Genomic DNA, 22,733 nt, shown 5'->3' on the forward strand with positions numbered 1-22,733 from the left:
GGGGGTGTCGAGAAATTGACAAAAATACTCGTCTTTGCGGTTGCAGAGTGACCCGTGTCGCCCCATTTGTGGGCCAAGATGCCCGGTAACGCATAAGGTTCGATATGCCCAAGACTCCCAGCCCCTGCATTGATGTCTGCAAATTCAAGCGTGAGGGACATTGCATCGGCTGTTCGATGACCAAGGCCCAGAAGTCGCTGTTCAAAGCGTTGAAGAAAGACAGCCACAGGCGCGCGTTTGTCAGGATGCTGACCGCGCAGCAGGGCCAGCTGGGAAAATACACACATTGGGACCTTGCCTACCGCAGGAAACTGGCAAAACGAAAAATCGCGGCAGAGGAGATCCTCTGACCGCGATTATATGTCTTTGCCGGTCTGGGTTGTTCACCCACCGCCGTTGTCGTGTCAGCCCGCCAGATGCGAGCGCAGGAACCAGGCAAATTTTTCATGGGTCTGGCCGCGCGCAATGCACAGATCCTCGGTCAGCGTATCACCATGATCGGCGGCCAGCGCACCGCAGCCTGCAAGGGTCGCGGCGAGGGTTTCCTGCGCTTCCATCATGATCCGGATCATTTCCTGATCGGTCGCATGGCCGTCGTGTTCGGCAACTTTGGAGCGTTTCAGCATCCCGGCCAATGTGCCCTCGGCATGGGCATCCAGTGCACGTACGCGCTCGGCAAGGTCGTCCTGCCCCAGAAAGTGATCTTCGTAGATCTTCTGGAACAGATCATGCAGCGGGCCGAATGCCATGCCCTTGACGTTCCAGTGGAAATTCTGGGCCAACATCGTGGTGACAGCGGTTTCTGCCACGGATTGGTTCAGAGCATCGGCGATTGCGGTTTTGGCATCGGTCGAGAGTGCAGCAGCGGTCTGTGTCATCATGTTCCCCATTGTTCCATAAAATAGCTGGCTGGCAGGAAGCTGGCTTGCTGTGACACACAACATAGCCATCCGGGGGCATATGGCAAGAGTTTTTAGAACGATTCTAAAACTTAGGAAATTGCTCGGAAATACGGCCCAGAAGAAACCCGATGTAGCGCCGCCGCGCCGGGTCGATTTGCGACCGCAGCAAGAAGCCGAGGCTGTCATAATCCTTTGCTGATACACAGGACAGGCAGCGCATCACCCAAGCTTCGTCGAACGAGACCTCTGCCGTGCCGGGGCGAAACCATTTGATTCGACGTGGCATTGCCTCTGGCAGGCATTTCACAAAAGTATCGACATAGGTGCGTCTGGCATCCTCTCCATCGACACAGAGCAGCGCGCAGGCTTCGAACAGATCGGTCCGCGCAGCGGCGCGGCAGCCCATCGCCGCAAGACGCAACGTATTGAGTGCATTATATTCCTGCTCATCGAGCAGGGGGATACTGCGCAACCGGTCAGGGGTCGTCACCTGCGGCAGGGACAAGGTCTGCACTGGCATCATGGGTGATGAATCCGTCTATCTAGAGGGGCACTCGGGCACCCCGGTCAATTCCTGACTAAATATATTGGTTTTATGGGCGCTCACAAGAGATGAACAGGCGCGCCAGTAAAATTCGCGCTGTATGCCCTGCGGCGGGCGTATTAGCTGCGGTTCTCCGCAACCAGCGCCAGCAGCTCTTCCTTGGTGCGGGAAATATGTCGGGTCAGGGCGTCGCAGGCGGCCTCGACATTGCGGGCCTGCGCCAGTGCGAGGAGGTCGCGATGCTCGGCCTTGGCGGGTTCGCGCTGTTTCATCACGCTGAGATGCATGCGCACAAACCGGTCGGAATGAAGGCTGAGCCCCTGTAGCATTTCATTGGTCAGCTTACGTTCGGCAGCAGCATAGAGCGCAGAGTGGTAGCGGTGGTTCAATGCGCCCCAGGTTGCCACGTCATCAGCATCATAGGAGGCGTCCATTTCATCCAGGATCTGGCTGCATCTTGCGAAGTCAGTGCTGGTCATCGCAGGGATCGAGCGACGGAACAGATCGACCTCGACCAGGATGCGCAGATCAAAAATCTCCGCGATTTCGCGCAGCGAATGTTTGGTGACTGTTGCCCCGCGGTTATTCGCAAAAAGGACCAGCCCCTCGGCATCGAGCCGCTTCAGAGCTTCGCGCACCGGCATCCGCGAGACATCGTATTCCTCTGCCAGTGCCTCTTGGCGGATCGGTTCACCTTCGGCAAGTTCACCACTCAGGATACGCTCGCGCAAATCGGCGGCGATCACGTCGGGAAGGGTGCTGCGGGAGATGGCGCGCTTGGCTGCCATGGGAGCCTCATGGGTCGGGGTTACGTAGGTGCCAATCTGGCGGTTGTTGTTCGGGTGTGCCCTGCTGGGCCGCGCGGATCAAGGGGCAGGGCATCACGCCCCCCAGGTGTCGCTCAGCCTGTAGCCACCGGGCCAGGGGTCATCGGGGTCCAGCATGTGCTGATGTATTCCCGTGATCCAGCCACGACCACTGATTTCCGGAATGATGGCGGGCTGGCCTCCGACGGTTGTCTGGTCGGCGATCCGGCCCTTGAAACTGGAGCCAATGATCGACACTGCCTCAAACTCCTCATCTGCGGTCATTTCCCCTTTGGCCAGCATCAGGGCCATTCGGGCCGATACTGCGGTTCCGGTGGGTGAACGATCCACCTTGCCGGGCTGGATGGCCACGGCAGAGCGACTGCGCCACCCGATGTCGGTGCGCTCCAGCGGGCCGCAAAATGCACAGAAGGAAATATGCGACCAGTCGGGATTGTCTGGATGGCTGAAACCCAGCTGCTCATTTGCCGCATCCAGAATGCAGGTTCCGATCTGTGCCAGGGCCTTGGCCTCCGCGTCGCAGATGGTCAGATCCAGATCGGCGGCCTGTACGACCACAAAACTATCGCCGCCATAGGCCGTATCCACATAGAGCGTACCGATCCCCGGGACATCCAAGGCAACGCCAATTGCCCCTGCAAAACTGGGAACATTGCGGACAAATATCCTCTCAGCTTTGCCATTTCTGCATTCGGCGCGCACCTTGACCAGCCCCCCTGGCGCTTCCAGCGTCAGATGCGTTTCCGGTTCCTGCATGGGCAGAATGCCCCCATCCAGCAGCACGGTCGCAACGCAGATCGAATTCGATCCGGACATCGGCGGCGTGTATTCCGGTTCCATAATGATAAACCCCATGTCGGCGTCGGGATGTTTGGGGGGCACCAGCAAATTGACGTGCCGGAACACGCCGCCGCGGGGTTCATTGAGGACAAAGTTGCGCAGGGTCTGGTCCTGCGCGATGAATGTGCGCTGATCCCAGAGTGTGGCGCCCGGCGGCGGTGCCACGCCGCCGACGATGACATCACCCACTTCGCCCTCGGCATGGGCGGAAATGACATGTACGGTCCTAGTGCTGCGCATCTCGGTCTCCTGCGGTCCCGGCGGGCTTGGGGCGGGCTGAAAGGTGGTCAAGGCAATCGATCGCCTGTTTCTGATGTAGCACTACAATAAATTTTAGTATATGTTTTCCTGAAGCCCACATCACAGATCATGACCAAACAGGTTCGGCTGATTGGATGGGTCACTTTGGTCAGCGCGGTGTCGGGCTGCCGGAATTTCAGGATACGGATATGGACGCCTCAGAGACGCGCAAGACAGAGACCATAAAGGCAGGCGCCAGCAAGAAAACGCGCAAGAAGGACAATTCCGAGCAGCTTGGACACGCGATCCGCCGCCGCCGCAAGGCGATGGGGATGACAATGGTGCAGGTTGCCGAGGACACTGAACTGACGCCCGGATTCATTTCTCAGGTTGAGCGGGGCATCAGCACGCCCTCGCTGTCCTCGCTGTTGTCCATCGCTGCCGCCCTGCAAACCAGCGTCGAGCAGCTGTTGAGTGTTGAGGAAGAGTTTAGAGAGTATATACATAAGGATAACCGGCAGACCTACGCTCTGGGAACCAACGGAAGATTGTATGAGAAGCTGGGGCCGGGGTTTTCCGGCGCGCTCTGCTACCCGTCGATCATTCACCGCCCACCTGGTCATGTCTCGGAGAAGATGTGCCATGAGGGCGAGGTGTTCTGCTACCTGATCTCGGGGCAGCTTGAATATCATCTGGGGGATTCGGTGCATATCATGTCGCCGGGGGATACGGTTCACCATGACTGCTCGAAGCCGCATTATTCGATCGTTCTGAGCGACGAAGAGGCGGTTGAACTTTGGGTGAGCACCATGCCGATGAAGAGCTCTGCCCGCTGAAGGATCAGGCGCAGATGCGCATATCTCTACCCTCCGGCCTTGGGGCTGATGCGGCAAGTCCGGCGTCCATCTGCAGTTGAGCCACCGGAGATTTCTACCGCAATCAGAACTTTTGCTAAAAATAATTTTAGTAATTTTAAAACCCGCGCTATGCTTCTCCACATGAGACGGAGAATCGATCTGGGAGGATCTCACAAATGACAAGAAAACTGGTGGCGGCCGCAGCTGCCCTGACCACGGCACTGACCGTACCGGCGCTGGCGCAGGATCGCGGCGGCGTGCTGAACTTTGCCCGTTACGACGGATCGACCTTGATCGACCCGATCTATGCGGATCGCAATCCGGATATCTGGATGGTTGGCAGCCTGTTCGACACGTTGCTGCGCCCCAGCGACGACGGAAATTCGGTCGTTCCTGGCCTAGCCGAGACATACAATGTCTCTGAAGATGGCACCACGGTGACCCTGACATTGCGCGACGGGATCAAATTCTCCGATGGCACACCGCTGACCGGAGAGGACGTGGTGTTTTCGCTGGATCGTGCTCGCAATGCTGATCTGAGCCCGTGGGCGGGTCTCCTCGGTACATTGGATACAGTTGCCAATAGTGGAAACGAGATCACCCTGACCCTCTCGGCACCGGATCCGACGATCCTGTCGATGCTGGCAACCTTTACCACCGGCATCGTGTCCAAAGCCGCGTTCGAGGCCGCCGAAGGCGCAACGGATCAGGAGAAGTCAGCCGCCATCTTTGCTGCAAAGAGTGCGGGCGTTGGCACTGGCCCCTTCTATCTCTGCGGGTTTGAGCAGGGCACATCGATGGATTTCTGCGCCAATGAGCACTACTGGCGCAGTGGCTCGGACGGCAAACCGCTGCCCTATCTGGACGGTGTGCATTTCGAGATTATCCCCGATGATGCCACCCGTATCCTGAAGCTGCAGGCCGGTGAGATGGATGCGGCGGAATTCATCCCGTTCTCGCGCGTGGCCGAGCTGGAGGCGGATCCGAACATCGAAATGAATCTGTTCCCCTCGACCCGGATTATCTATTCGCCGATCAATACCCGCCCGACGCGGGCAGATGGATCGCCCAATCCGCTGGCGGACGAGCGGGTGCGTCAGGCGCTGAACTATGCCACCAATAAACAGGCCCTGATCGGGCTGGTGCTGCAGGGGGCCGGCAAGCCCATGACCTCGCCTCTGATGGCGGCGGCGACCCAGCTGGCGACATCGACTGATCCGCTTTATGGCTATGATCTGGACAAGGCAAAGGCCTTGATTGCCGAGGCCGGTCTTGAGCCTGGAACCGAGATCACCTTTACGACGCTGGCCGGATCGGCGGATGACAGCACCATTTTTGCGGCACTTCAGCAGATGTGGGCGCCTTTGGGCATCGAGCTTAAGGTGGAGCAGGTCGACAATGCCACCCGTGGCGCGAAGAACCGGTCGGGTGAATTTGATATCCATACCTATGGGTGGGTCAATGATGTGAATGACCCAAGTCAGGTCACTGGTTGGCTCGGTTACTTCCCCACTGCGAAGGCCGTTGGCACAGGTTGGGAGAACGAGAAGTTCAACAGCCTGTTTGAGGCCTCGGCAACGGAAATGGATTCGGGTGCGCGTGCTGGTCAATATGCCGAGATGCAGTCGATCTATGCCGAGGCGGCGCCGCTGCTGTTCATGTACGAGACCCCGTTTGCGGTGGCCCTGTCAAAGAAGGTCAGCGGCTACGTGCAGACACCGCTGGGCAACAACCTCTTTGAGGAAGCGTCGATCAGCCGCTGATCAGTTTCGCCTTGCAATGTAAAAGCGCCGTCAGCCCTGGGGCTGGCGGTGCAGACGAACGGATGCCGGAATGGCCACTATTCAATATATTCTCAAGCGCCTGTTGCTGATGACCGTGACCTTTTTTCTGGTCATGATCATCATCTTTCTTCTGGTGCGCCTATTACCCGGAGACCCGGCAATCGCCATCGCGGGGGATCGCGCGTCGGATGCAGATCTGGCCGCTATTCGCGAACGGCTGGGACTGAATCAGCCGCTGGTGGTCCAGTTCTGGCAGTTCCTGTCCAATACCGTTCAGGGGGATCTGGGGCGCTCGATCCTGATGCGATCGCCGGTGATAGATGTGATCGCCAGCCGCCTGCCGACGACCCTGTTTCTTACGGTTTATGCCGTGGCATTGTCGGTGCTGATCGCGGGGCCGCTGGCCTTTGTTGCTGCACTGAACCGGGGGCGCTGGCCCGATGCGGTGATCCGCACCGTCTTTCAGGTCGGCCTGTCCATGCCGGTGTTTTATATCGGATTGATCTTGCTGACATTTCTAGCTGCGCAGCTGCGCTGGTTCCCGGTGGGGGGCTATGGCGACAGTTTTTCCGAGCGGCTCTACCATCTGTTTTTACCATCGGTGGCAGTCGCGCTTTATACTTCTGCGATCATCATGCGGAATCTGCGGTCGGCCATCGTTGAGGTGGTGGATGCGGAATATGTTGAATTTGCCCGTGCCAAGGGACTGTCGGCCTGGCAGATCCTGGGGCGGCATGTGTTGCGCAATGCGCTGATTTCCACAGTCACGCTGCTTGGCCTGTCCATCGGCAACCTGATGAGCGGAACCCTGGTCACCGAAACGGTGTTTGCGGTGCCGGGCGTTGGCCGGTTGATGCTGGAGGCAATCTTTGCCCGTGATTATCCGCTGATCCAGGGGCTGACCCTGACATTTGCAGTGCTGGTGTCGATCGTGTTCCTGATGACCGATCTGATCCAGAGCGCCCTAGACCCGAGGATGCGTCTGACATGACCGATGCCACAGTTCTGTCGCCCGAGGCGACGCGACCGCAGCAGAGCCGGTGGAAGATCGCGCTGCGCAAACCGGGGTTCATGATCGGTGTCGCGATTATCGCAGCCTCGACGCTGCTGGCCATCGCGCCGGGGCTCTTCGCCCCATATGATCCCAATTTCATCGATTATAACGCGGTGCGGCAGCCGCCGAGCTGGGCGCATCCTTTCGGCACCGATATGCTGGGGCGCGACAGCCTCAGCCGGGTGATCTCTGCCTATTCAGTGAATATGCAGATGGCCGTTCTGGCCACGGTCTTTGCCATGCTGATCGGGGTCACGGTTGGTGCGTTGGTGGGCTATTATCGCGGCATTGCCGATATGATCTTTGGCCGGGTCGTGGATGCCGTCATTACCTTCCCGTTTCTGGTCCTGGTGATCGCGGTTGTTGCGGTGCTGGGGCCGGGGCTTGTCAATATGTATATCGCCATCACGGCGGTGGGCTGGGTCTATTATGCCCGGCTGATGCGCGCCGAGGTGATCACCCAGATGGGCAATGACTATGCGGCGGCCGGAATTGTCATGGGATATTCTGACCGGCGCGTGATCTTTCGCCACCTGCTGCCCAATGCGATCACCCCGGTGATTGTCTACTGGATGACCGATATGTCGCTGGCCATTCTTCTGGGATCATCGCTTGGATACCTCGGTTTGGGGGCGCAGCCACCGCAGGCTGAATGGGGTGTCCTGATTGCCGAAGGGCGCAATTTCATCACCACGGCCTGGTGGCTCAGTCTGATGCCGGGCATCGCCATCGTGCTGACCGGGATCGGGTTCTCGCTGATCGGCGACGGGCTGGCCGATCTGTTGCGGCCTCGCGGTTAAGGGGAAAGAGAGTATGAGCATGAAAGAGACCCAGCCGATACTTGAGGTCCGTAACCTCTGTACGACGTTTCGACGCGGCGGTGTGATGCTGCCTGCGGTCCGCGATGTCAGCTTTGATGTGCGACAGGGTGAGGTTCTGGGGCTTGTCGGCGAAAGCGGCTCGGGGAAGAGCGTCACGCTCAGGTCGATCCTGGGGCTGACCCGTCGCCATGGAGAGGTCACAGGCGAGGTGCGCTGGCAGGGGCGGGATATTTCCCGCCTGTCGGATCGGCAGCTGCGCCAGGTGCGCGGCGGTGAGGTTGCAATGATCTTTCAGGAGCCGATGACGTCGCTCAACCCGCTTTTGACCGTGGGCCTGCAGCTGACCGAGACACTGAAGGCACATACCGATCTGCCGCGTGCGGCGCGTCGGGACCGGGCGGTCGAGATGCTGGATCATGTCGGTATCCCGGCGGCTGCTTCTCGGTTGCAGGATTATCCGCATCAGTTTTCGGGCGGGATGCGGCAGCGGGTGATGATTGCCATTGCGCTGGCGGCGCAGCCGAAGCTTTTGTTGGCGGATGAACCGACCACAGCGCTGGATGTCACCATTCAGGCGCAGATCCTTGATTTGATCCTGCGCCTGTCTGAAGAGATGAACATGGGCGTGATCCTCGTTACTCATGATCTGGGGGTCGTTGCGCAGACCTGCGAGAATGTTGCGGTGATGTATGCTGGGCGGATCGTCGAGCAGGGGGCGGTGCGGCAGGTGCTGCGCACGCCGCGCCATCCCTATACGGCCGGATTGATGCAGTCGGTGCCACAGGATGTGCCGCCACGGACGCCGCTTTACTCTGTGCCCGGTACGCCACCTAGTCTGGAGATGCTGCCCCGAGGCTGTGCCTATGCGCCCCGTTGCGATGCACGGACTGAGGCCTGCCTGAATGCGCGCCCGCCATTGGAGGCGATCAGTGCCGGGCGTCGCGCGGCCTGTTTCAATCCGGTTCCTGCGGTCCAGGGAGAGGTGGCATGACTGATCCGGTGATGGAGATCGACAATCTCAGCCTGACGTTTCATCTGCCGCGCAGCCTGATTGATGTGATGCGCAAGCAACCCGGTCGCGCCGTACGCGCGCTGAACGGCGTCAGCCTGGCGCTGAGGAAGGGAGAAACCCTAGGTGTTGTCGGAGAATCCGGGTGCGGAAAATCGACATTGGCGCGCTGCATCGTCCGGCTTTACGAGCCGCAGGGTGGCAGCATTCGCCACCATGGGCAGGATATATTCGCCGACGGCGCGCGCAGCGACCGCAGCTATAACCGGCGCGTGCAGATGATGTTCCAGGATCCCTATTCGTCGCTCAACCCGCGTATGACCTGCGGTCAGATCCTGAGCGAAGCCTTGCAGGTCCATAAGATGCGCCCCTCCGACGAGATCCCGACACGAGTCGCGGAGCTGCTGGATTTGGTGCGGCTGCCCGCAGATGCGGCGCAGAAACTGCCGCATGAGTTCTCCGGTGGCCAGCGTCAGCGGATTGCCATTGCCCGTGCGCTGGCGGTGGAGCCTGAGGTGCTGATCGCCGATGAGCTGGTATCGGCGCTGGATGTCTCGGTTCAGGCGCAGGTGGTGAATCTTCTGCTGGAGCTGCAGGAGCAGCTGGATCTGACCATCCTGTTTGTCGCCCATGATTTGCGGCTGGTGCGCCATGTCTCCCACCGTGTCGCAGTGATCTATCTCGGCCGCATCGTGGAAATCGGCGACAGCGAGCGCCTGTTTGCCAGTCCGGCGCATCCGTATTCACAGGCGTTGCTGAGTGCGGCCCCGTCGCTTGATCCCGATGACAAAGGGGATGCGATCCGGTTGGAGGGAGAGCTGCCGTCGCCGCTGAACGTGCCGCCAGGGTGCCCGTTCCATGTGCGCTGCGCCCACGCTTCGGAAATTTGCAGGCGGGATGTCCCGCACCTGCGTCCTCTTGGCGACCGTGGCGAGGTCGCCTGCCATCTTGCGGAAGAGATCAATCAAAATGGATGACATGTTGAGCGGGCCCCCTGCCGCTGCCCGCATTGCCGATCTGCGCCGCGAGCTGCGTGCCCGCGATCTGGATGCCTTCATTCTGCCCCGGTTTGACGCGCATCAGGGGGAATATGTGGCTCCCCATGACGAACGCCTTGCCTATGTCACAGGTTTTACCGGATCGGCTGGAATGGCCATCATCACGGCTGAGACCGTCGCCGTGTTTGTGGATGGCCGCTATACCGTGCAGGTCGCAAATGAATGCTCAGGACCGCTGTTTTCGCGGCTTCACATTTTTGAACAGCCACCGGAACACTGGCTGGGCGCGGTTGCGCAGGCAGGCTGGCAGATCGGGTTCGACCCGATGCACCTGCCACCCGGCTGGTTCGATCGGTTTGCCGCATCCGCTGTGCAGGCCAGTGCGACGATGTTGCCGCAAGGCGACAATCCGGTGGATGCGATCTGGTCGGACCAGCCGCCAGCGCCGACCGGGCGGATCAGCGTTTTTCCGATGCAATGGGCCGGGCGGAGCAGTGCCGAGAAATGTGCGGATCTTGCAGCATATCTGAGCGAGCAGGACGCCGCATGTCTGGTTGAGACACAACCTGACAATATTGCCTGGCTGCTGAACGTGCGTGGGGATGACGTGGCCTTCAACCCGATGCCGCAGTCCTTTCTCATTGCCGAGAGAAACGGGACGGTCACTTGGTTCGTTGATCCGGCCAAGCTGGATGATGAGGTCAAGGATCACCTGCCGGACATCGCGACCGCCCAGCCGGTCTCGCAGTTTCTTGGCGCTCTTCAAAGCCGATGCAACGCCGGAGAACGGATCCTGTTTGATCCGGATTTTTCGCCGGTTGCGGTGCGTCATACTATTGCCGACGCCGGGGCGACTGCGGCTGCGGTGGCCAGTATATTGACCCGGACCAAATCCGTTAAGAATCCGGTCGAAATCGCCGGTCTGCATGATTGCCATCTGGAAGACGGGGTGGCCTGGGTCGAGTTCTCGGCCTGGTTGGCGCAGACGGTTCCTGCGCGCGCGGCGGCTGGTGAGCCAGTGACCGAGCGTGAGGCGGAAGCACAGATCCTGTCCTGCCGACAGGCGCGTCCGGGTTTTCTGACCGAGAGCTTTCAGACGATCTCAGCCGCGGCAGGCAATGCTGCAATGTGCCACTACGCGGCCACCAACGGGCGTAATGCTCCGATAATGCCACAGAATCCCTATCTGCTGGACAGCGGCGGCCAGTATGACACCGGGACCACCGATGCCACGCGCAGCTATGCCTTCGGGATGCGCCCCGACGGCTATGACCGGGCGTATACGGCGGTGTTTCGCGCGTTCCATGCGCTGGCCACGCTGCGGTTTCCCCGGGGTACGCAGGGCCATCATATAGATGCGATCTGTCGGCGACCGCTCTGGGACCTCGGCTTGGATTACGACCATGGCACCGGTCATGGCATCGGACATCGGCTCTCGGTGCACGAGCACCCGCAACGCATCGGCAAGCCCTATAATCCGGTGGATCTGGTGCCTGGCATGGTTGTGTCGATCGAGCCGGGCTATTACGAGGCCGGGCGTTTTGGCATCCGGATTGAGAACATCTTTGAGGTTATTGAAGAAAGTGATGGGTTCCTCAGCTTTCGCAATATGACGCTTGCACCAATACAAACCGACATGTTGATCCCGGCAGATCTGAGTGAGGACGAACGCTGTTGGCTGAATACGTATCATCAGGATGTGCTGCAGCGGTTATCGCCCTTGGTCAGCGATGCAGCGGGCCGGTGGTTGTCGGCGGCGACGGCCCCGATCTAGAGGTCTGTCTCTCGCTTTGCTGCGCGGCGGCCAGTCCTCGTTCGGGGCTGGCCTAAAATATATCTTCAATCTAATTGAAAACTGCTGGGTAAACCGGTTGGGGGACTGCCCCCGGCGCGGTGGGTCAACACTTTGTTCAGGCGAATATGCGAGAGGTTGTGCAAGACGAGCCTTCCAAGTGGAGATATGAATGCCAGCTCTGTTCAACACAATATCAGGCAAGCTACTTGCCGCGACCACGGTTGCAATTACCGGGCTGATGCTCTGCTTCAGCGTATTTACGGCCCTCAATGAATCTGCACAGGTCAGGGAGCGGGTATTGGAGGGCGCGTCGCAGCGAGCCTCAGATATCGCGCAAAGCCTGTCGTCTCAACTGGTCGAAGCGACCTCAGCTGCGGCGGCGCTAGGCGGCGCGCTATCCGGATATATCGAAGATGGCGATGCAACCACCGCCGATCTGATCAAGATCATGGAAGGCGTCCCCGGCCGCTATGATCTTGTATTCTCTTCCTGGATGTCAGCGATTCCGGACGGCGCCACCGAAGATTACATTACCGGTGAAGAGGGGCGAAATGCCGATGGTATCTTTGCCGCCTACTGGACCAAAGCGGAGTCCGGCGGGCTGAATTTCGAGACGTTCAACGTTGATCCCAATGACACATCCGAGTGGTATCGCCTGCCGATCGACAGTGGCGAGAGCGTCATCACCGAACCTTATCTCTCAAATGAAAACCGCCTGCTGACATCGGTGTCGGTGCCTGTGAATGCACAGGGCCAGATCGTCGGTGTTGCCGGTGTCGATATCGTGCTCGATAATCTCGGTGATTTTGTCCGGGGGCTGTCGGTTTATGAAGGCGGCAGTGTGATGCTGCTGGGCCAGGGCGGCAAATGGTTGTCACATCCTGACCCGGAAATGCTGATTCAGGCCTTTGAAGGGGAAGAGGTGGCAGATTTCCAGGCCGCTGTCGAAACCGGAGAGGTGCAGATTGTTTCGGATCGCGCTGATGGGTCGACACGCCTGTTCTTTCCTTTCACCGCCTACGGCATGAACAAGACCTGGGTTGTCGTCTTGGATGTGCCACGCCATGTCTTCGTCAACCCGGTAAAGGCAAGCATCTACGAACAGCTGATCGCCAATGTTCTCTTGCTGGCGCTGACGCTGGCCACCATCTTCTTCTCGGTGCGCTCGCTTGTCCGGCGTCCCCTGGGGCGAATGCTTGGGGTCATGAAGGATCTTACCGCCGGGAAGGTGCATCAACCCGTTGATATTCCAAAGCGTAAAGATGAGATCGGGGCGATGGCCCTGTCCATCGAGACCCTGCGCCAGGGTTTGGCATCCAAGGAGGAGCTGGAAGCAAATCAGCTGCGCGATCAGCAGCAGCAGCAGGCGGTTGTTCAGGCCCTTGCCCAGAATTTGCAACAGCTGGCTTCCGGGCGGCTGGATGTCAAAATCCACGATGAAATGCCCAGCCAGTATGAGGGGCTGCGCCAGGACTTCAACAATACTGTTGAACAGTTGAGCAAGCTGATCACCTCGGTCAATGACTCGGCACGTTCGATCGATACCGGATTGACGGAGATTTCCTCGGCAACCAACGATCTGTCGCAGCGCACAGAACAATCCGCGCTTCAGCTGGAAGAGACTGCGGCGTCGCTGAGCGAACTCACGCAGAACGTCCAGCATGTCGCCAGCGGCGCGCGCGAAACTGAGGCATTGGTCACATCCGTGAATCAGAGTGCAACAAACAGCTCCGCGGTTGCCCGGGAGACGGTTGATGCGATGGATTCGATTGCCGCCACCTCCGAGCAGATCACCCGGATCACCGGTATGATTGACGATATCGCGTTTCAGACAAACCTGCTTGCCCTGAACGCCGGTGTTGAAGCCGCGCGGGCTGGCGAAGCCGGCCGCGGGTTCTCGGTTGTTGCCGCCGAAGTCCGCAGTCTTGCGCTGCGTTCGTCTGAATCGGCGCTAGAAATCAAGAAGCTGATTACCGCCTCCGCAGCGCAGGTGGCCCATGGCGTGGATCTGGTCGGCAGGACCAATTCCTCTCTGGAGACCATTATGAATGCCATTGGCAGCATTTCGGAACATGTTGGCGATATTGCCAAACAGGCCGACGAGCAATCCAGGGGCATTTCGGAGTTGAATGGCGCGATGAGCACACTGGAAGCTGCCCAGCAGCAGAATGCCGCCATGTGCGAGGAGACCGCCGCCGCCTGCAGTTCGCTGGACCATGAGACAACCAATCTGTCGCGGCTGGTCACAGCCTTTCAGACTGGAGATGCTGGCCGCCAGCCCGTGCAGAGTGCGCAGCACCACAGTTATACGGCTGCGGCCTAGGGCGCTGACTTAGACTGCTCTGGAGGCGCGGGCGTCACTGGGTGTCCAGGCGGGGTCGGTGAGTCCGAGAGTAGCTCCGCCAAATGCTTGAGAGCCACCACTCCTTTGAGTGGTGGCTCTCGTCTTTGATGTCCGCTGTTGCTGCCGGTGATGGCCCCGTGTCGGATCTTTGGGTCATTCCTGAGCTGGATGGTTTGCAGTCCGGCAGCGTTTCCGTGATCTGAGTTTCCTGCAATCAGCGAGGTCGCAAGGATGACACGCTAACGCCAACTCTGGTTGATTGAAGTGGTTTGTTGCGGGGCGGCGCAAAGCAGGTTTGACGATCCAGATCCCTATCATGCCGGGTAGTGGTGCAGCACCCGATTGAGATCATTCAGTCTGGAGCATCCATTGTCCGCTGCCCATCAGCGTGCGAACGACCAGCGGATGTTTGATCCTGACGGGGCGACGATCCTGAGCTGGCTCGCGGTCTGTTGGCACCCCTGCGGTGGGAGCGGTGCCAACCGGAAGCCTGTCAAAGCAGATGGGCGGGTGTTGCTTCAATACCGCGCGGCTCTTTCAGCGGTTTCCATGGTTCTGGGCGGCAAGGCAGCCTCTGCTTCCTGAGTGTCCGATGCTGCACCGTATCGCCTTTGACCATGGTACCGGCTTTTGTCCGCTGCGCGCACCGAACGGCCTAGCTCCTCGAAACCTCGACATGGCGTCATGAGATGGCTGGCGTCGGCTGGAAAGGTGCTGCGGATCATAGTTTGGCTGCGAAGGCCGGTAGGCCTGCGACTTGAGATGCGGGTGCAAATCAGAATGCTGACGGCAGTCGCCGGTGGAAACGTCTACTGGTGAGCGCCAGGCTCAATTGGATTGCTATCTCTTCTGTTGCGGATCTTTCCCAGGATTTGCTGCAAGCGGTCGCCGCCCACGAGGAGGATCATGATCAGATAGGTGGGGATTGCGACCGCAAGTTGAGCCATAAGCTGTGGGGTGCCATACATCGGCGGCCCCAACTCACGTAGCGCGAAGAGCGCAATGGACATCATTGAGACAGAAATCAGCGCGGGGCGCAGTGCATCGAAGATATAGGTTGTCGCCGAGATTTCGAGGGTTTTCAGAGTTTTGCGCGTGGCGACCGGCCAGAGCAAGAAGGAAATGCCAACCAATGCGGACATGATCCTGTTCAGACCCTCCGGGGCCAGCAGCAGGATCGCTGCAAATCCAGACAGGCTGACGACACATTCAAATCCGAACCACCAACGTGCATGACCGGAGAACCTGAGCAAAGAGGCCTGCATGACGCCGATACTCATCATCAGGCTGAGCATTGCAAAACACTGGAGCGGGTAGATCGCGGCGAGCCATTTGCTGCCAAAGACGAAGGGTATCGCCGTCGGGGCCACAATGATGAAGCCGATGAATAGCGGCAAGGCGGCGGTTGCAGCGGCGAAGCTGCTGAGGATAAACGCTTCCCGCTGTTGTTCTTTTTCAGTTTGCAGACTGGCAAATAGGACCCTTGTGACAGGCAAGAGCGTGCCAATGGTAAGCTCCTGCAGGATTTCACACATTCTGCGGGCGAAAAAGAAGATGCCGAGCACTGCTGGGCCGGCGACGATCCCGAGCAGGATCTGGTTGATCTTGGTCGGTTCGATCATCCGGCCACCCATCGTCAACAGGGTAAAGCCGCGCAGATCCGTCAAAGCGGCCCTCGAGAGCTGTAGCCCAGGGCGCCAGCCAGCGGCCCAGTAGGAGACGACGCAGCCGACAATCGCGGTAATGACCTGTGCCCAGACCAGTGCCCAGATGGCATATCCTTGCAACACGAGCAGCAGGCAACCTGCCGCGCCCAGCCCATTTGCAAGGGTTGTCCGCAACGCAATATGACGAAACTCCATCCGCCGGTTCACCAGTGCCGCGGGAATATTTCCAAGTGATACGAACAGGATACGGAGCGACAGCACAGGCAATATGATCGCAAGTGCCTCGAGTTTGGTCCAGGACGCGATCATCGGCGCACAGAGAACCAGGATCGCAATAGTGGCCAGTGCGATCACCATCGTCAGCCAGAATGCGCTGTCCAGATGGCTCTGCCTCAGGTCGCTGCGTTGAATGATGGCGTCTCCAAGCGGCAGCGGCACCAATGTCATGACCCAGATGACGATCGAGGTGGCCAGAGCCACGGCGCCAAAATCGGCGGGCTCCAGCAATAGAGAGGTCACCAGGAACACAACCACGGTCAAGCCGTTGCTGACCATGATGTTGACGAAGGACCAGAACACGCCAATCAGCGCCAGGCGGCCGCGGCCCTGCGATATATGGCTGAGTGTCGAAGCATCGGTATTGCTGTCGTGCATTCTGTTGGTCCCGCTTTTGCAGTTAGGGAGCATAATCTGCCGCGGCTGTCACCCTTGGTACAGACCCTGATCCCTATCGCCGTTGGCTGAACATTACCGCAGAGGGCTTAATGGCCCGTTTACCGTCCGGTGCGCGCAATGACTGAGCGGCCGGTCAGCAGGATCAGTTTGATATCAAAACCGAATGTCCGCCGCTTCAGGTAATCAACGTCAAAGGAGACCCGATCAGCATAGCTGACATCGTTGCGACCTGATACCTGCCACAGCCCGGTGATTCCCGGTCTTTGGCTCAGATATGCAGAAGCGGCTGGACCATATCTGTGCAGTTCGCAGCGCACGATCGGGCGCGGCCCGACAAAGCTCATATCACCGCGCAGCACGTTCCAGATCTGTGGCAGCTCATCAAGACTACTGCGGCGGAGGAACAGGCCAAAGCCCGTGACCCGTGGATCGCGGCTGAGCTTGCGGTCGCGGGCCCATTCGCTGGCCGCTTGAGCGTCCGACTTGAGATGCTCGGCCAGAATATCCTCCGCGCCGTGGATCATGGTACGGATTTTCCAGCAGGTGAAGGGTATTCCGTCCTTGCCGATACGAGTATGACCGAAGAGCCCTGGCCCGCCATCGCGTCGGCTGATGAGCCAGAGGAGCGCGATAACCGGGGCGAGGGCGGGCAGAAGAGCCAGCGCAAGTGACAGATCAAGAAGGCGCTTTCCGATTCTTGCATAAATATCGAAGCGCGGTTCTGCCGCCTGACCGCTGTCTGATGGCGCGCGCAGGTGGTCAAAATTCGTAATGTCGCTCATGCCTTACCCCGATCTTCAGCCTCGCGGTGTCGACATTTATGTCGACAGGGTCGCTGGCCGATTTTCTGGCTGCGATCTCGTCCGCCTTTCCTAAGATTTGATTCAAATTCGTGGCAAGATTTTGTCGTAAACAAAGTCATGCTGGGGCGTTCTCAAGACGGGGTATGCAGATCGGCAGCCAGGCTGAACAAGCGTTCCCGAGCTGGTGATGCGGCCGAACAGTTGAATTGACAGCCGCCGTTCGGCGTATTAATTTGATCGGTGAAATAAATATCATCACCAGGACTTCCGGGGTTCTGCACCCAAAGGACGCCCCTGTATGCCATCATCCAGCCAGCCTCGCTCCAGAGCCTTACAGCAGCACTCGCATCTGCGGGACGATGCTGACGAGAGATTGCGTTGGCTCGATCTGGAGAATGATCATCTGCGGCTAAGGGTGATGAACCTTGGCGCCATAACGGCCTGGCTGGATCTGCGCGATGGTGAAATCTGGCAACCCATGGTGCTGGGATATGCCGATATGGCGGCCTATCTGGGGGATCCGTATTATCTGGGTGCCATTGTTGGCCGGGTGGCCAATCGGATTGGCGGGGCGGGTTTCCACCTCGCGGGTCGCGAGGTTTCTCTTAATGCCAATGAAGGGAGCAACCAGCTTCACGGCGGCGCGCAGGGGCTTGGACGGGTGTTCTGGGATATGCGGCGGCTGGGGGCCGGGGCGGTTGAATTGCGCCACTTCTCCGCGGATGGTGAAAACGGCTATCCGGGCGGTGCCGATATCCGGCTTAGGATTGCCGTGTCCGGCACAACGGTCAGCTATTATATGACAGCTTCGGTGGACCAGCTCACCCCGATTAGCTTGGCGCAGCACAACTATTATACGCTTGGTATCAAGGGCGATATCTGGGAGCATCGCCTGCGCAGCAGCGCCGAGAGCTATCTGCCGCTGCGCCGGGATGGGGTGCCTACGGGTGAAATTGCACCAACCAGCGGCACCAGATTTGACTATCGCGCTGGCCGGAGCTTTGCCGCGCTGGATCCAGAGCGGCTTGGCACGGATATCCATGTGAATTTCCCCCCGAACGCTTCGGGTGATATGCGCGAGGTAGCCCAGCTTGGCGCCTCCAATGGTGTTGTCATGCGGGTTTTTTCAGATCAACCGGGTGCGCAGATTTACACGGCGAGTCATCTGAACAGTTCCTGCGCCGCGCGGGATGGACAGCGGTTGGCACCCTTTTCTGCCGTCTGTATCGAGCCGCAGGGTTTGCCGGATGCGGTAAATCAGCCCCATTTCCCGAGTGTTATGGTGGACCCCGGTCATCCGTATCGCCAGAAGTTGCTGCTGAAATTTTCCGTAGCGGAGAGGGAGCAAGATGGCTGAATACCGGCGTCGATATCGCCTGTGTGGCGCGATTGCGATCTGCATAACGAACGCGACCTTCGCCTGTGCTGGTAGCGCTGAGGAACAGTCCATGAATTTGGATCTGGGGCCGCGGCCAAGCTTTGCCCCGCAGATACAGGCAGAGGTCGAGCTGGGCCAACTGCTGTTTTATGATCCCATTCTATCGGGCAACCGCAACATCAGCTGCGCCAGCTGCCATCATCCACGGTTTGGCACAGGTGACGGCGTCTCCCTGTCGCTGGGCGAGGGCGCAACCACGCTTGGCCCTGAGCGGCGCGCGGATCCGGACAACCGTCCTGAACAGCGTATTCCGCGTAATGCGCCTGCGCTCTGGAATCTTGGCGCTGATGATATGGATGTGATGTTCCACGACGGCCGACTGGAGGCTGACCCCGCATATGGGTCGGGTATCCGCACGCCGTTGGAAGGTGATATGGTCGCAGGATTCGATTCCGCGCTGGCCGCACAGGCGATGTTTCCGGTGCTTTCGGCAGATGAGATGGCTGGCCACTACGGCGAAAATGATGTCTCGCGCGCGGTACGTCTGGGTCAGCTGAGCCATCCCGGTGGGGCATGGGATATCATCGCGGGCCGGGTCGCAGAGATCCCCGAATATCGGCAGCGTTTCGATGAGGTTCTGGGAGCGGAAGAACCCATCCGCTTTACCGATATCGGCAATATGCTGGCGGCGTTTATCCGGTTTGAATGGCGCGCTGATGACAGCCCGTTTGATCGTGCTCAGCTGCATGGAGAGGCCCTGCCCACCACAGCAGCAAGGGGGCAGGAGCTTTTCTACGGGAGCGCCGGATGCAGCCAGTGCCATACAGGCTGGTTGCAGACGGACAATAGGTTTCATGCAATCGCGATGCCGCAGCTTGGTCCGGGCAAGGCCGCCCGATTTGAAACCCACGCCCGCGACGAGGGGCGGTTGCGGGTGACTGGAAACCCGGATGACGCTTACCGCTTTCGCACCCCGTCGCTGCGCAATGTCGCGCTGACAGCGCCCTATGGGCATAACGGCGCCTATGCCACTTTGGAGGCTGTTGTGCGTCACCATCTGGATCCCGTCGCGGCGCTGATGTCTTATGATCGCAGCCAGGCGGTCTTGCCCGGTCTTGATGGGGTGTCGGATTGGGCCGTCATGGATGATCCGGTCGAGCTGGAGCGTATCGCGGCGGCGAATGATCTGGATCCGATTGCGCTAAGTGACGGCGATATTGCCGATCTCGTGGACTTTCTGGAAGCGCTGACCGACAGCGCCGCAGCCAAGGGGCGGCTTGGGGTGCCGGATAGCGTTCCATCGGGCCTGCCGGTGGAACGCTGATCTACCGGTCCAGGAGTCTATTGTGTTCGGGTAAGATGCTGGTTGGGCGTGATTTCTTGCCAGATTGTGGTTTCCCCATCCGGCCAGATAACGCGCAACCGCAGATCATCGCTCTCTCCCAGACCGAAGTGCAGATCCCCGGCAGAGCCGCCCGCATGGCCGCCGCCCACAGTGATCTCGCGGGTGTGTATCCTTATGCCTGTGTCCAGCTCGACGAAGGCACCAATTGCCTGCGTGTTCGGGGCAGTGCCCTTGAGTGACAGGCTCAGCCAGTTTCCGGATGGGCTGGTGGTGTTCTGGTAGAGTTCCATTGGCGCGCGCCGGTTGATCACGGCAAGGTCAAGCTGCCCATCGAGATTGAGATCGCGCAGCACGGCGCCGCGAGAACGTTCCATGCTGGCAATACCCGCAGCGGCGGCCATGTCGGCAAAACGCCCATCTGCCCCTTGAATCAACAGGGTATTCGGGTCGCGCATGGCGGCATCGGGCATCTGTTCGACATTTCCCTTGGTGACAAAGATATCGTCATGCCCATCGTTGTTCACATCGCCAAAATCCGCGTGCCACCCAGTGGATGGTCGCCCGTCACCGCCGCTGGTTGGGCGGTGGGCGGTGGTGCCGTAATCATAAGTCACATCGCGGTAGGCGGGGCCGGTGCCGCTTGGATCAAACAGCTGTAGTTTCTGATCTCCCATCGAGGTGAGGTAGACATCCGAAAACCCGTCACCGTTCAGATCGCGAGACGCTATCCCCATCCCCCAGAGGTGAAAGGGCAGCCAGCCGTCGTCCTGCTGGTAGAGCTTTGGCGGCGTGGTCATTTTCCACATCTGCTCCTGCCCACCCCGGACATAGTAATGTCGGTCGTTGCTGATCCGAAGATCGGCCCGACCGCGGGCGGTTGCCCCAACGCTTCGGTGCCAATTGGTGAACAGCATGGACAGCGCGCAGTACCCTGGCTGGAGCCGGATGGCCGGGCCGTAGCGGTCACCATCGGGTCGATACAGCAGTGTGTCATCACAGGCCTCAAACGGACCCTCGGGGTCGCTTCGGTCGACATAGGTGCCAAAGGCAAGCGTCGGCAGCTGAGCGCCCGGCTCCCAGGTGGCCGAAAACGCGGTGCTCCAGTGGTCACCACTGGTAAACCCCAGACCATCGAAGGGTTCGAACTGACAGTTTCCGGTTCCACGCAGCAGCTGATCCGCGCCAACGCGCAGCAGGGCAAGATCGAGAATACCGTCACCATCAATGTCGAGCGGGTAGACGCCGGTGACACCTGTCTGTGCGAGGGCGGCCGGTGTAGCGGATGCAAACCGCAGCGTGGCGCCTGGTGCCTCGCTCTGGTTGATCATCAGCTGAACCCGGTTGCTGCCGCCCGCCGCCACCAGATCAGGGAATTTATCGTCGTTGCAATCCAGCGAGGCGAGCCCTCCACCCACGAAATGCTCCCAACCGCCATCATAGACATGCGCGGGAACTGGTTGGGAGCGGAACACCGGAGGCTCGGGGATGTCCGCCAGCGCGATCTGCGGCAGGAGCCAGATCGGCGCGAGGATATATGAGAGTTTATCCCGCATGGCTGGCAACTTCGCGGATGGTCAGTGCGGAGACTTCTTCAATCGCATAGGCGGCGGCCCCTTTTGCCCACATCTTGTTGCCCCAGCCATGGACGCGCACTTCGGGCAGGGGGCCGTCCACCTGAACCACCCAGCGGCGCATTTCCTCCACCACTTTGTCGGAGGACAGGTAGCCAAAGGCCAGCTGCGCACCCGCCAAAACGATCATCTGCGGGTCGAATATATTGACGATATTGGCCAGTCCCATGGCAAACATGCGCCCGGCGCGGTCAAGGATGGATTGCGCCATGGTGTCGCCGTCACCGACGGCAGCATAAAGCGAGGCGAGATCCTTGTGCCGTTCGACGCCACTGGTGATATTCGCCTCGCGCAGCAGGGCGTAGTCGCCGACGTAAGCTTCCAGACAGCCGCGCTGGCCGCATTGGCACAGCGCGCCTTCGAGCTGCACCTTGATATGGCCAAATTCTGCGCCGCAGCCCCGCGCGCCGCGATATATCTGATTGTCGATGACGATGCCCATGCCGACACCATGTTCGACGGTCACCACGACAAAGTTGCTGCGGGTGTCACCTTCACCGAAGAGATGCTCAGCCTTGGCGACCAGGTTGGCGTCGTTGTCGATAAACACCGGCATGCTCAGATAGCTGCCAAGAAGGCTGCCTAGATCGATATTCCGCACGTTGAGCGACGATGACCAGTAGATGAAATTGCGCTCGGCATCCATAACGCCGGCCATGCCAATGCCAACTCCGGAGATGTGCGCGCGGGTGAACCCGCCCTTGGCGCAGCTCTGGTCCAGGGCTTCGACAATTTTCTCGCAAAGGGCCTCTGGCGACATCTGACCGCCACGCAGGGGCATTTCGTGGCTGACCAGCTCTGTGCCTTCGAAATCGGTGATCAGGGTCGTGATGGCGTGATGCGACAATTTCAGCCCGGCGATCCGATGGGCGCTGCCGCAGATTTTGAGGGCGACCCGTGGGCGGCCGCGTTTGGCACCGCGCGCTGTATCCGGGCTGACTTCCTCGATCAGCCCTGCGGCCAGCAGTTCGGCGGTGATCGCCGTGACGGTGGCGGGGCTGATGCGGGTGGCCTGAGCGATATCGATTCGTGCGATTTGCCCTGCGGCCCGGATGGTATCGAATACCTGAAGGCGACTGCTTTCACGCAGTTCGCCGGAATGTGAAAGCCTGTCCGATTTAACCACCGTATTTCCCCCTTATTATCAGGCGACTTATCGCAGGAAAGCGCCGCCCGACAAGATATCTGGCCTCATGATACATTATTTAATTTGAGTTTC

General features: G+C 59.5%; 19 protein-coding genes. 11 read left to right on the forward strand and 8 right to left on the reverse strand.

Features of this window, described 5'->3' with window-relative positions:
- Positions 1-104: 104 nt before the first annotated feature.
- Positions 105-350, forward strand: a complete 246-nt coding sequence (locus tag VWY34_RS00960) for a DUF1289 domain-containing protein (protein ID WP_416544894.1) — start codon at positions 105-107, stop codon at positions 348-350.
- Between the two features lie 54 nt (positions 351-404).
- Here the strand turns inward: VWY34_RS00960 and VWY34_RS00965 are convergent, their stop codons facing one another.
- The 4 genes from VWY34_RS00965 to VWY34_RS00980 form a co-directional block, all read right to left on the reverse strand.
- A complete protein-coding gene (locus VWY34_RS00965) occupies positions 405-878 on the reverse strand; it encodes a Dps family protein (RefSeq protein WP_340547561.1) in 474 nt (157 codons plus the stop codon).
- A 106-nt stretch (positions 879-984) separates the two neighbouring features.
- Complete coding sequence (locus tag VWY34_RS00970; protein ID WP_416544895.1) at positions 985-1,425, reverse strand: hypothetical protein; 441 nt, start codon at positions 1,423-1,425, stop codon at positions 985-987.
- A 140-nt stretch (positions 1,426-1,565) separates the two neighbouring features.
- A complete protein-coding gene (locus tag VWY34_RS00975) occupies positions 1,566-2,234 on the reverse strand; it encodes a GntR family transcriptional regulator (RefSeq protein WP_340547563.1) in 669 nt (222 codons plus the stop codon).
- Positions 2,235-2,327: 93 nt separating this feature from the next.
- Positions 2,328-3,353: a trans-3-hydroxy-L-proline dehydratase gene (locus tag VWY34_RS00980; RefSeq protein ID WP_416544896.1), complete on the reverse strand. Its 1,026-nt coding sequence runs from the start codon at positions 3,351-3,353 to the stop codon at positions 2,328-2,330.
- Positions 3,354-3,508: 155 nt separating this feature from the next.
- Between VWY34_RS00980 and VWY34_RS00985 the strand changes: the two genes are divergently transcribed.
- The 8 genes from VWY34_RS00985 (at position 3,509) to VWY34_RS01020 (ending at position 13,994) form a co-directional block, all read left to right on the forward strand.
- Entirely contained in the window at positions 3,509-4,189 is a 681-nt protein-coding gene (locus tag VWY34_RS00985) for a helix-turn-helix domain-containing protein (RefSeq protein ID WP_416549206.1), read from the forward strand.
- Positions 4,190-4,386: 197 nt separating this feature from the next.
- Positions 4,387-5,973, forward strand: a complete 1,587-nt coding sequence (locus VWY34_RS00990; RefSeq protein WP_416544897.1) for an ABC transporter substrate-binding protein — start codon at positions 4,387-4,389, stop codon at positions 5,971-5,973.
- Positions 5,974-6,043: 70 nt separating this feature from the next.
- Positions 6,044-6,985: an ABC transporter permease gene (locus VWY34_RS00995; protein WP_416544898.1), complete on the forward strand. Its 942-nt coding sequence runs from the start codon at positions 6,044-6,046 to the stop codon at positions 6,983-6,985.
- Positions 6,982-7,848: an ABC transporter permease gene (locus tag VWY34_RS01000; protein ID WP_340547568.1), complete on the forward strand. Its 867-nt coding sequence runs from the start codon at positions 6,982-6,984 to the stop codon at positions 7,846-7,848. The genes VWY34_RS00995 and VWY34_RS01000 overlap by 4 nt, the downstream gene beginning before the upstream one ends.
- A gap of 13 nt (positions 7,849-7,861) precedes the next feature.
- Positions 7,862-8,860 carry an ABC transporter ATP-binding protein gene (locus tag VWY34_RS01005; protein ID WP_374015656.1) on the forward strand — a complete coding sequence of 333 codons (999 nt, stop codon included), beginning with the start codon at positions 7,862-7,864 and terminating at the stop codon, positions 8,858-8,860.
- Positions 8,857-9,855, forward strand: coding sequence for an ABC transporter ATP-binding protein (locus VWY34_RS01010; protein WP_416544900.1), 999 nt, complete (start codon positions 8,857-8,859; stop codon positions 9,853-9,855). The genes VWY34_RS01005 and VWY34_RS01010 overlap by 4 nt, the downstream gene beginning before the upstream one ends.
- Before the next feature lies 1 nt (position 9,856).
- Positions 9,857-11,650 (forward strand): aminopeptidase P family protein, encoded by a 1,794-nt coding sequence (locus VWY34_RS01015; RefSeq protein WP_416558494.1) that lies wholly within the window; start codon positions 9,857-9,859, stop codon positions 11,648-11,650.
- Positions 11,651-11,840: 190 nt separating this feature from the next.
- Positions 11,841-13,994 carry a methyl-accepting chemotaxis protein gene (locus VWY34_RS01020; RefSeq protein ID WP_416544904.1) on the forward strand — a complete coding sequence of 718 codons (2,154 nt, stop codon included), beginning with the start codon at positions 11,841-11,843 and terminating at the stop codon, positions 13,992-13,994.
- 830 nt (positions 13,995-14,824) lie between these two features.
- Here the strand turns inward: VWY34_RS01020 and VWY34_RS01025 are convergent.
- Together VWY34_RS01025 and VWY34_RS01030 are read right to left on the reverse strand one after the other, a co-directional pair.
- Positions 14,825-16,369: a lipopolysaccharide biosynthesis protein gene (locus tag VWY34_RS01025; protein WP_340547573.1), complete on the reverse strand. Its 1,545-nt coding sequence runs from the start codon at positions 16,367-16,369 to the stop codon at positions 14,825-14,827.
- 86 nt (positions 16,370-16,455) lie between these two features.
- Positions 16,456-17,139: a sugar transferase gene (locus tag VWY34_RS01030; protein ID WP_416544906.1), complete on the reverse strand. Its 684-nt coding sequence runs from the start codon at positions 17,137-17,139 to the stop codon at positions 16,456-16,458.
- 319 nt (positions 17,140-17,458) lie between these two features.
- Here VWY34_RS01030 and VWY34_RS01035 point away from each other — a divergent pair, with 319 nt between their 5' ends.
- Both VWY34_RS01035 and VWY34_RS01040 read left to right on the forward strand, forming a co-directional pair.
- Positions 17,459-18,517, forward strand: coding sequence for an aldose epimerase family protein (locus VWY34_RS01035; RefSeq protein WP_416544908.1), 1,059 nt, complete (start codon positions 17,459-17,461; stop codon positions 18,515-18,517).
- 91 nt (positions 18,518-18,608) lie between these two features.
- Positions 18,609-19,862 (forward strand): cytochrome-c peroxidase, encoded by a 1,254-nt coding sequence (locus VWY34_RS01040; RefSeq protein WP_416544910.1) that lies wholly within the window; start codon positions 18,609-18,611, stop codon positions 19,860-19,862.
- A 17-nt stretch (positions 19,863-19,879) separates the two neighbouring features.
- Here the strand turns inward: VWY34_RS01040 and VWY34_RS01045 are convergent, their stop codons facing one another.
- Both VWY34_RS01045 and VWY34_RS01050 read right to left on the reverse strand, forming a co-directional pair.
- Positions 19,880-21,436 (reverse strand): CRTAC1 family protein, encoded by a 1,557-nt coding sequence (locus VWY34_RS01045; protein WP_416544912.1) that lies wholly within the window; start codon positions 21,434-21,436, stop codon positions 19,880-19,882.
- On the reverse strand, positions 21,426-22,640 hold the full coding sequence (locus VWY34_RS01050) for an ROK family transcriptional regulator (protein WP_340547578.1): 1,215 nt from the start codon (positions 22,638-22,640) through the stop codon (positions 21,426-21,428). Before VWY34_RS01050 ends, VWY34_RS01045 begins: the two co-directional genes overlap by 11 nt.
- Between the last annotated feature and the right edge of the window lie 93 nt (positions 22,641-22,733).

It is taken from the genome of Phaeobacter sp. JH20_02 (assembly GCF_048056915.1).
GTDB lineage: Bacteria > Pseudomonadota > Alphaproteobacteria > Rhodobacterales > Rhodobacteraceae > Phaeobacter > Phaeobacter bryozoorum.

Bases quoted from the DNA above. Each gene is read 5' to 3' on its own strand.
- VWY34_RS00990 (WP_416544897.1), top strand. From the start codon at position 4,387: ATGACAAGAAAACTGGTGGCGGCCGCAGCTGCCCTGACCACGGCACTG.
- VWY34_RS01015 (WP_416558494.1), top strand. From the start codon at position 9,857: ATGTTGAGCGGGCCCCCTGCCGCTGCCCGCATTGCCGATCTGCGCCGC.
- VWY34_RS01035 (WP_416544908.1), top strand. From the start codon at position 17,459: ATGCCATCATCCAGCCAGCCTCGCTCCAGAGCCTTACAGCAGCACTCG.
- VWY34_RS00995 (WP_416544898.1), top strand. From the start codon at position 6,044: ATGGCCACTATTCAATATATTCTCAAGCGCCTGTTGCTGATGACCGTG.
- VWY34_RS00975 (WP_340547563.1), bottom strand. From the start codon at position 2,234: ATGGCAGCCAAGCGCGCCATCTCCCGCAGCACCCTTCCCGACGTGATC.
- VWY34_RS00980 (WP_416544896.1), bottom strand. From the start codon at position 3,353: ATGCGCAGCACTAGGACCGTACATGTCATTTCCGCCCATGCCGAGGGC.
- VWY34_RS00970 (WP_416544895.1), bottom strand. From the start codon at position 1,425: ATGATGCCAGTGCAGACCTTGTCCCTGCCGCAGGTGACGACCCCTGAC.
- VWY34_RS00985 (WP_416549206.1), top strand. From the start codon at position 3,509: ATGGGTCACTTTGGTCAGCGCGGTGTCGGGCTGCCGGAATTTCAGGAT.
- VWY34_RS01000 (WP_340547568.1), top strand. From the start codon at position 6,982: ATGACCGATGCCACAGTTCTGTCGCCCGAGGCGACGCGACCGCAGCAG.
- VWY34_RS01025 (WP_340547573.1), bottom strand. From the start codon at position 16,369: ATGCTCCCTAACTGCAAAAGCGGGACCAACAGAATGCACGACAGCAAT.
- VWY34_RS01040 (WP_416544910.1), top strand. From the start codon at position 18,609: ATGAATTTGGATCTGGGGCCGCGGCCAAGCTTTGCCCCGCAGATACAG.
- VWY34_RS00960 (WP_416544894.1), top strand. From the start codon at position 105: ATGCCCAAGACTCCCAGCCCCTGCATTGATGTCTGCAAATTCAAGCGT.
- VWY34_RS01020 (WP_416544904.1), top strand. From the start codon at position 11,841: ATGCCAGCTCTGTTCAACACAATATCAGGCAAGCTACTTGCCGCGACC.
- VWY34_RS01045 (WP_416544912.1), bottom strand. From the start codon at position 21,436: ATGCGGGATAAACTCTCATATATCCTCGCGCCGATCTGGCTCCTGCCG.
- VWY34_RS01030 (WP_416544906.1), bottom strand. From the start codon at position 17,139: ATGAGCGACATTACGAATTTTGACCACCTGCGCGCGCCATCAGACAGC.
- VWY34_RS01005 (WP_374015656.1), top strand. From the start codon at position 7,862: ATGAGCATGAAAGAGACCCAGCCGATACTTGAGGTCCGTAACCTCTGT.
- VWY34_RS00965 (WP_340547561.1), bottom strand. From the start codon at position 878: ATGACACAGACCGCTGCTGCACTCTCGACCGATGCCAAAACCGCAATC.
- VWY34_RS01010 (WP_416544900.1), top strand. From the start codon at position 8,857: ATGACTGATCCGGTGATGGAGATCGACAATCTCAGCCTGACGTTTCAT.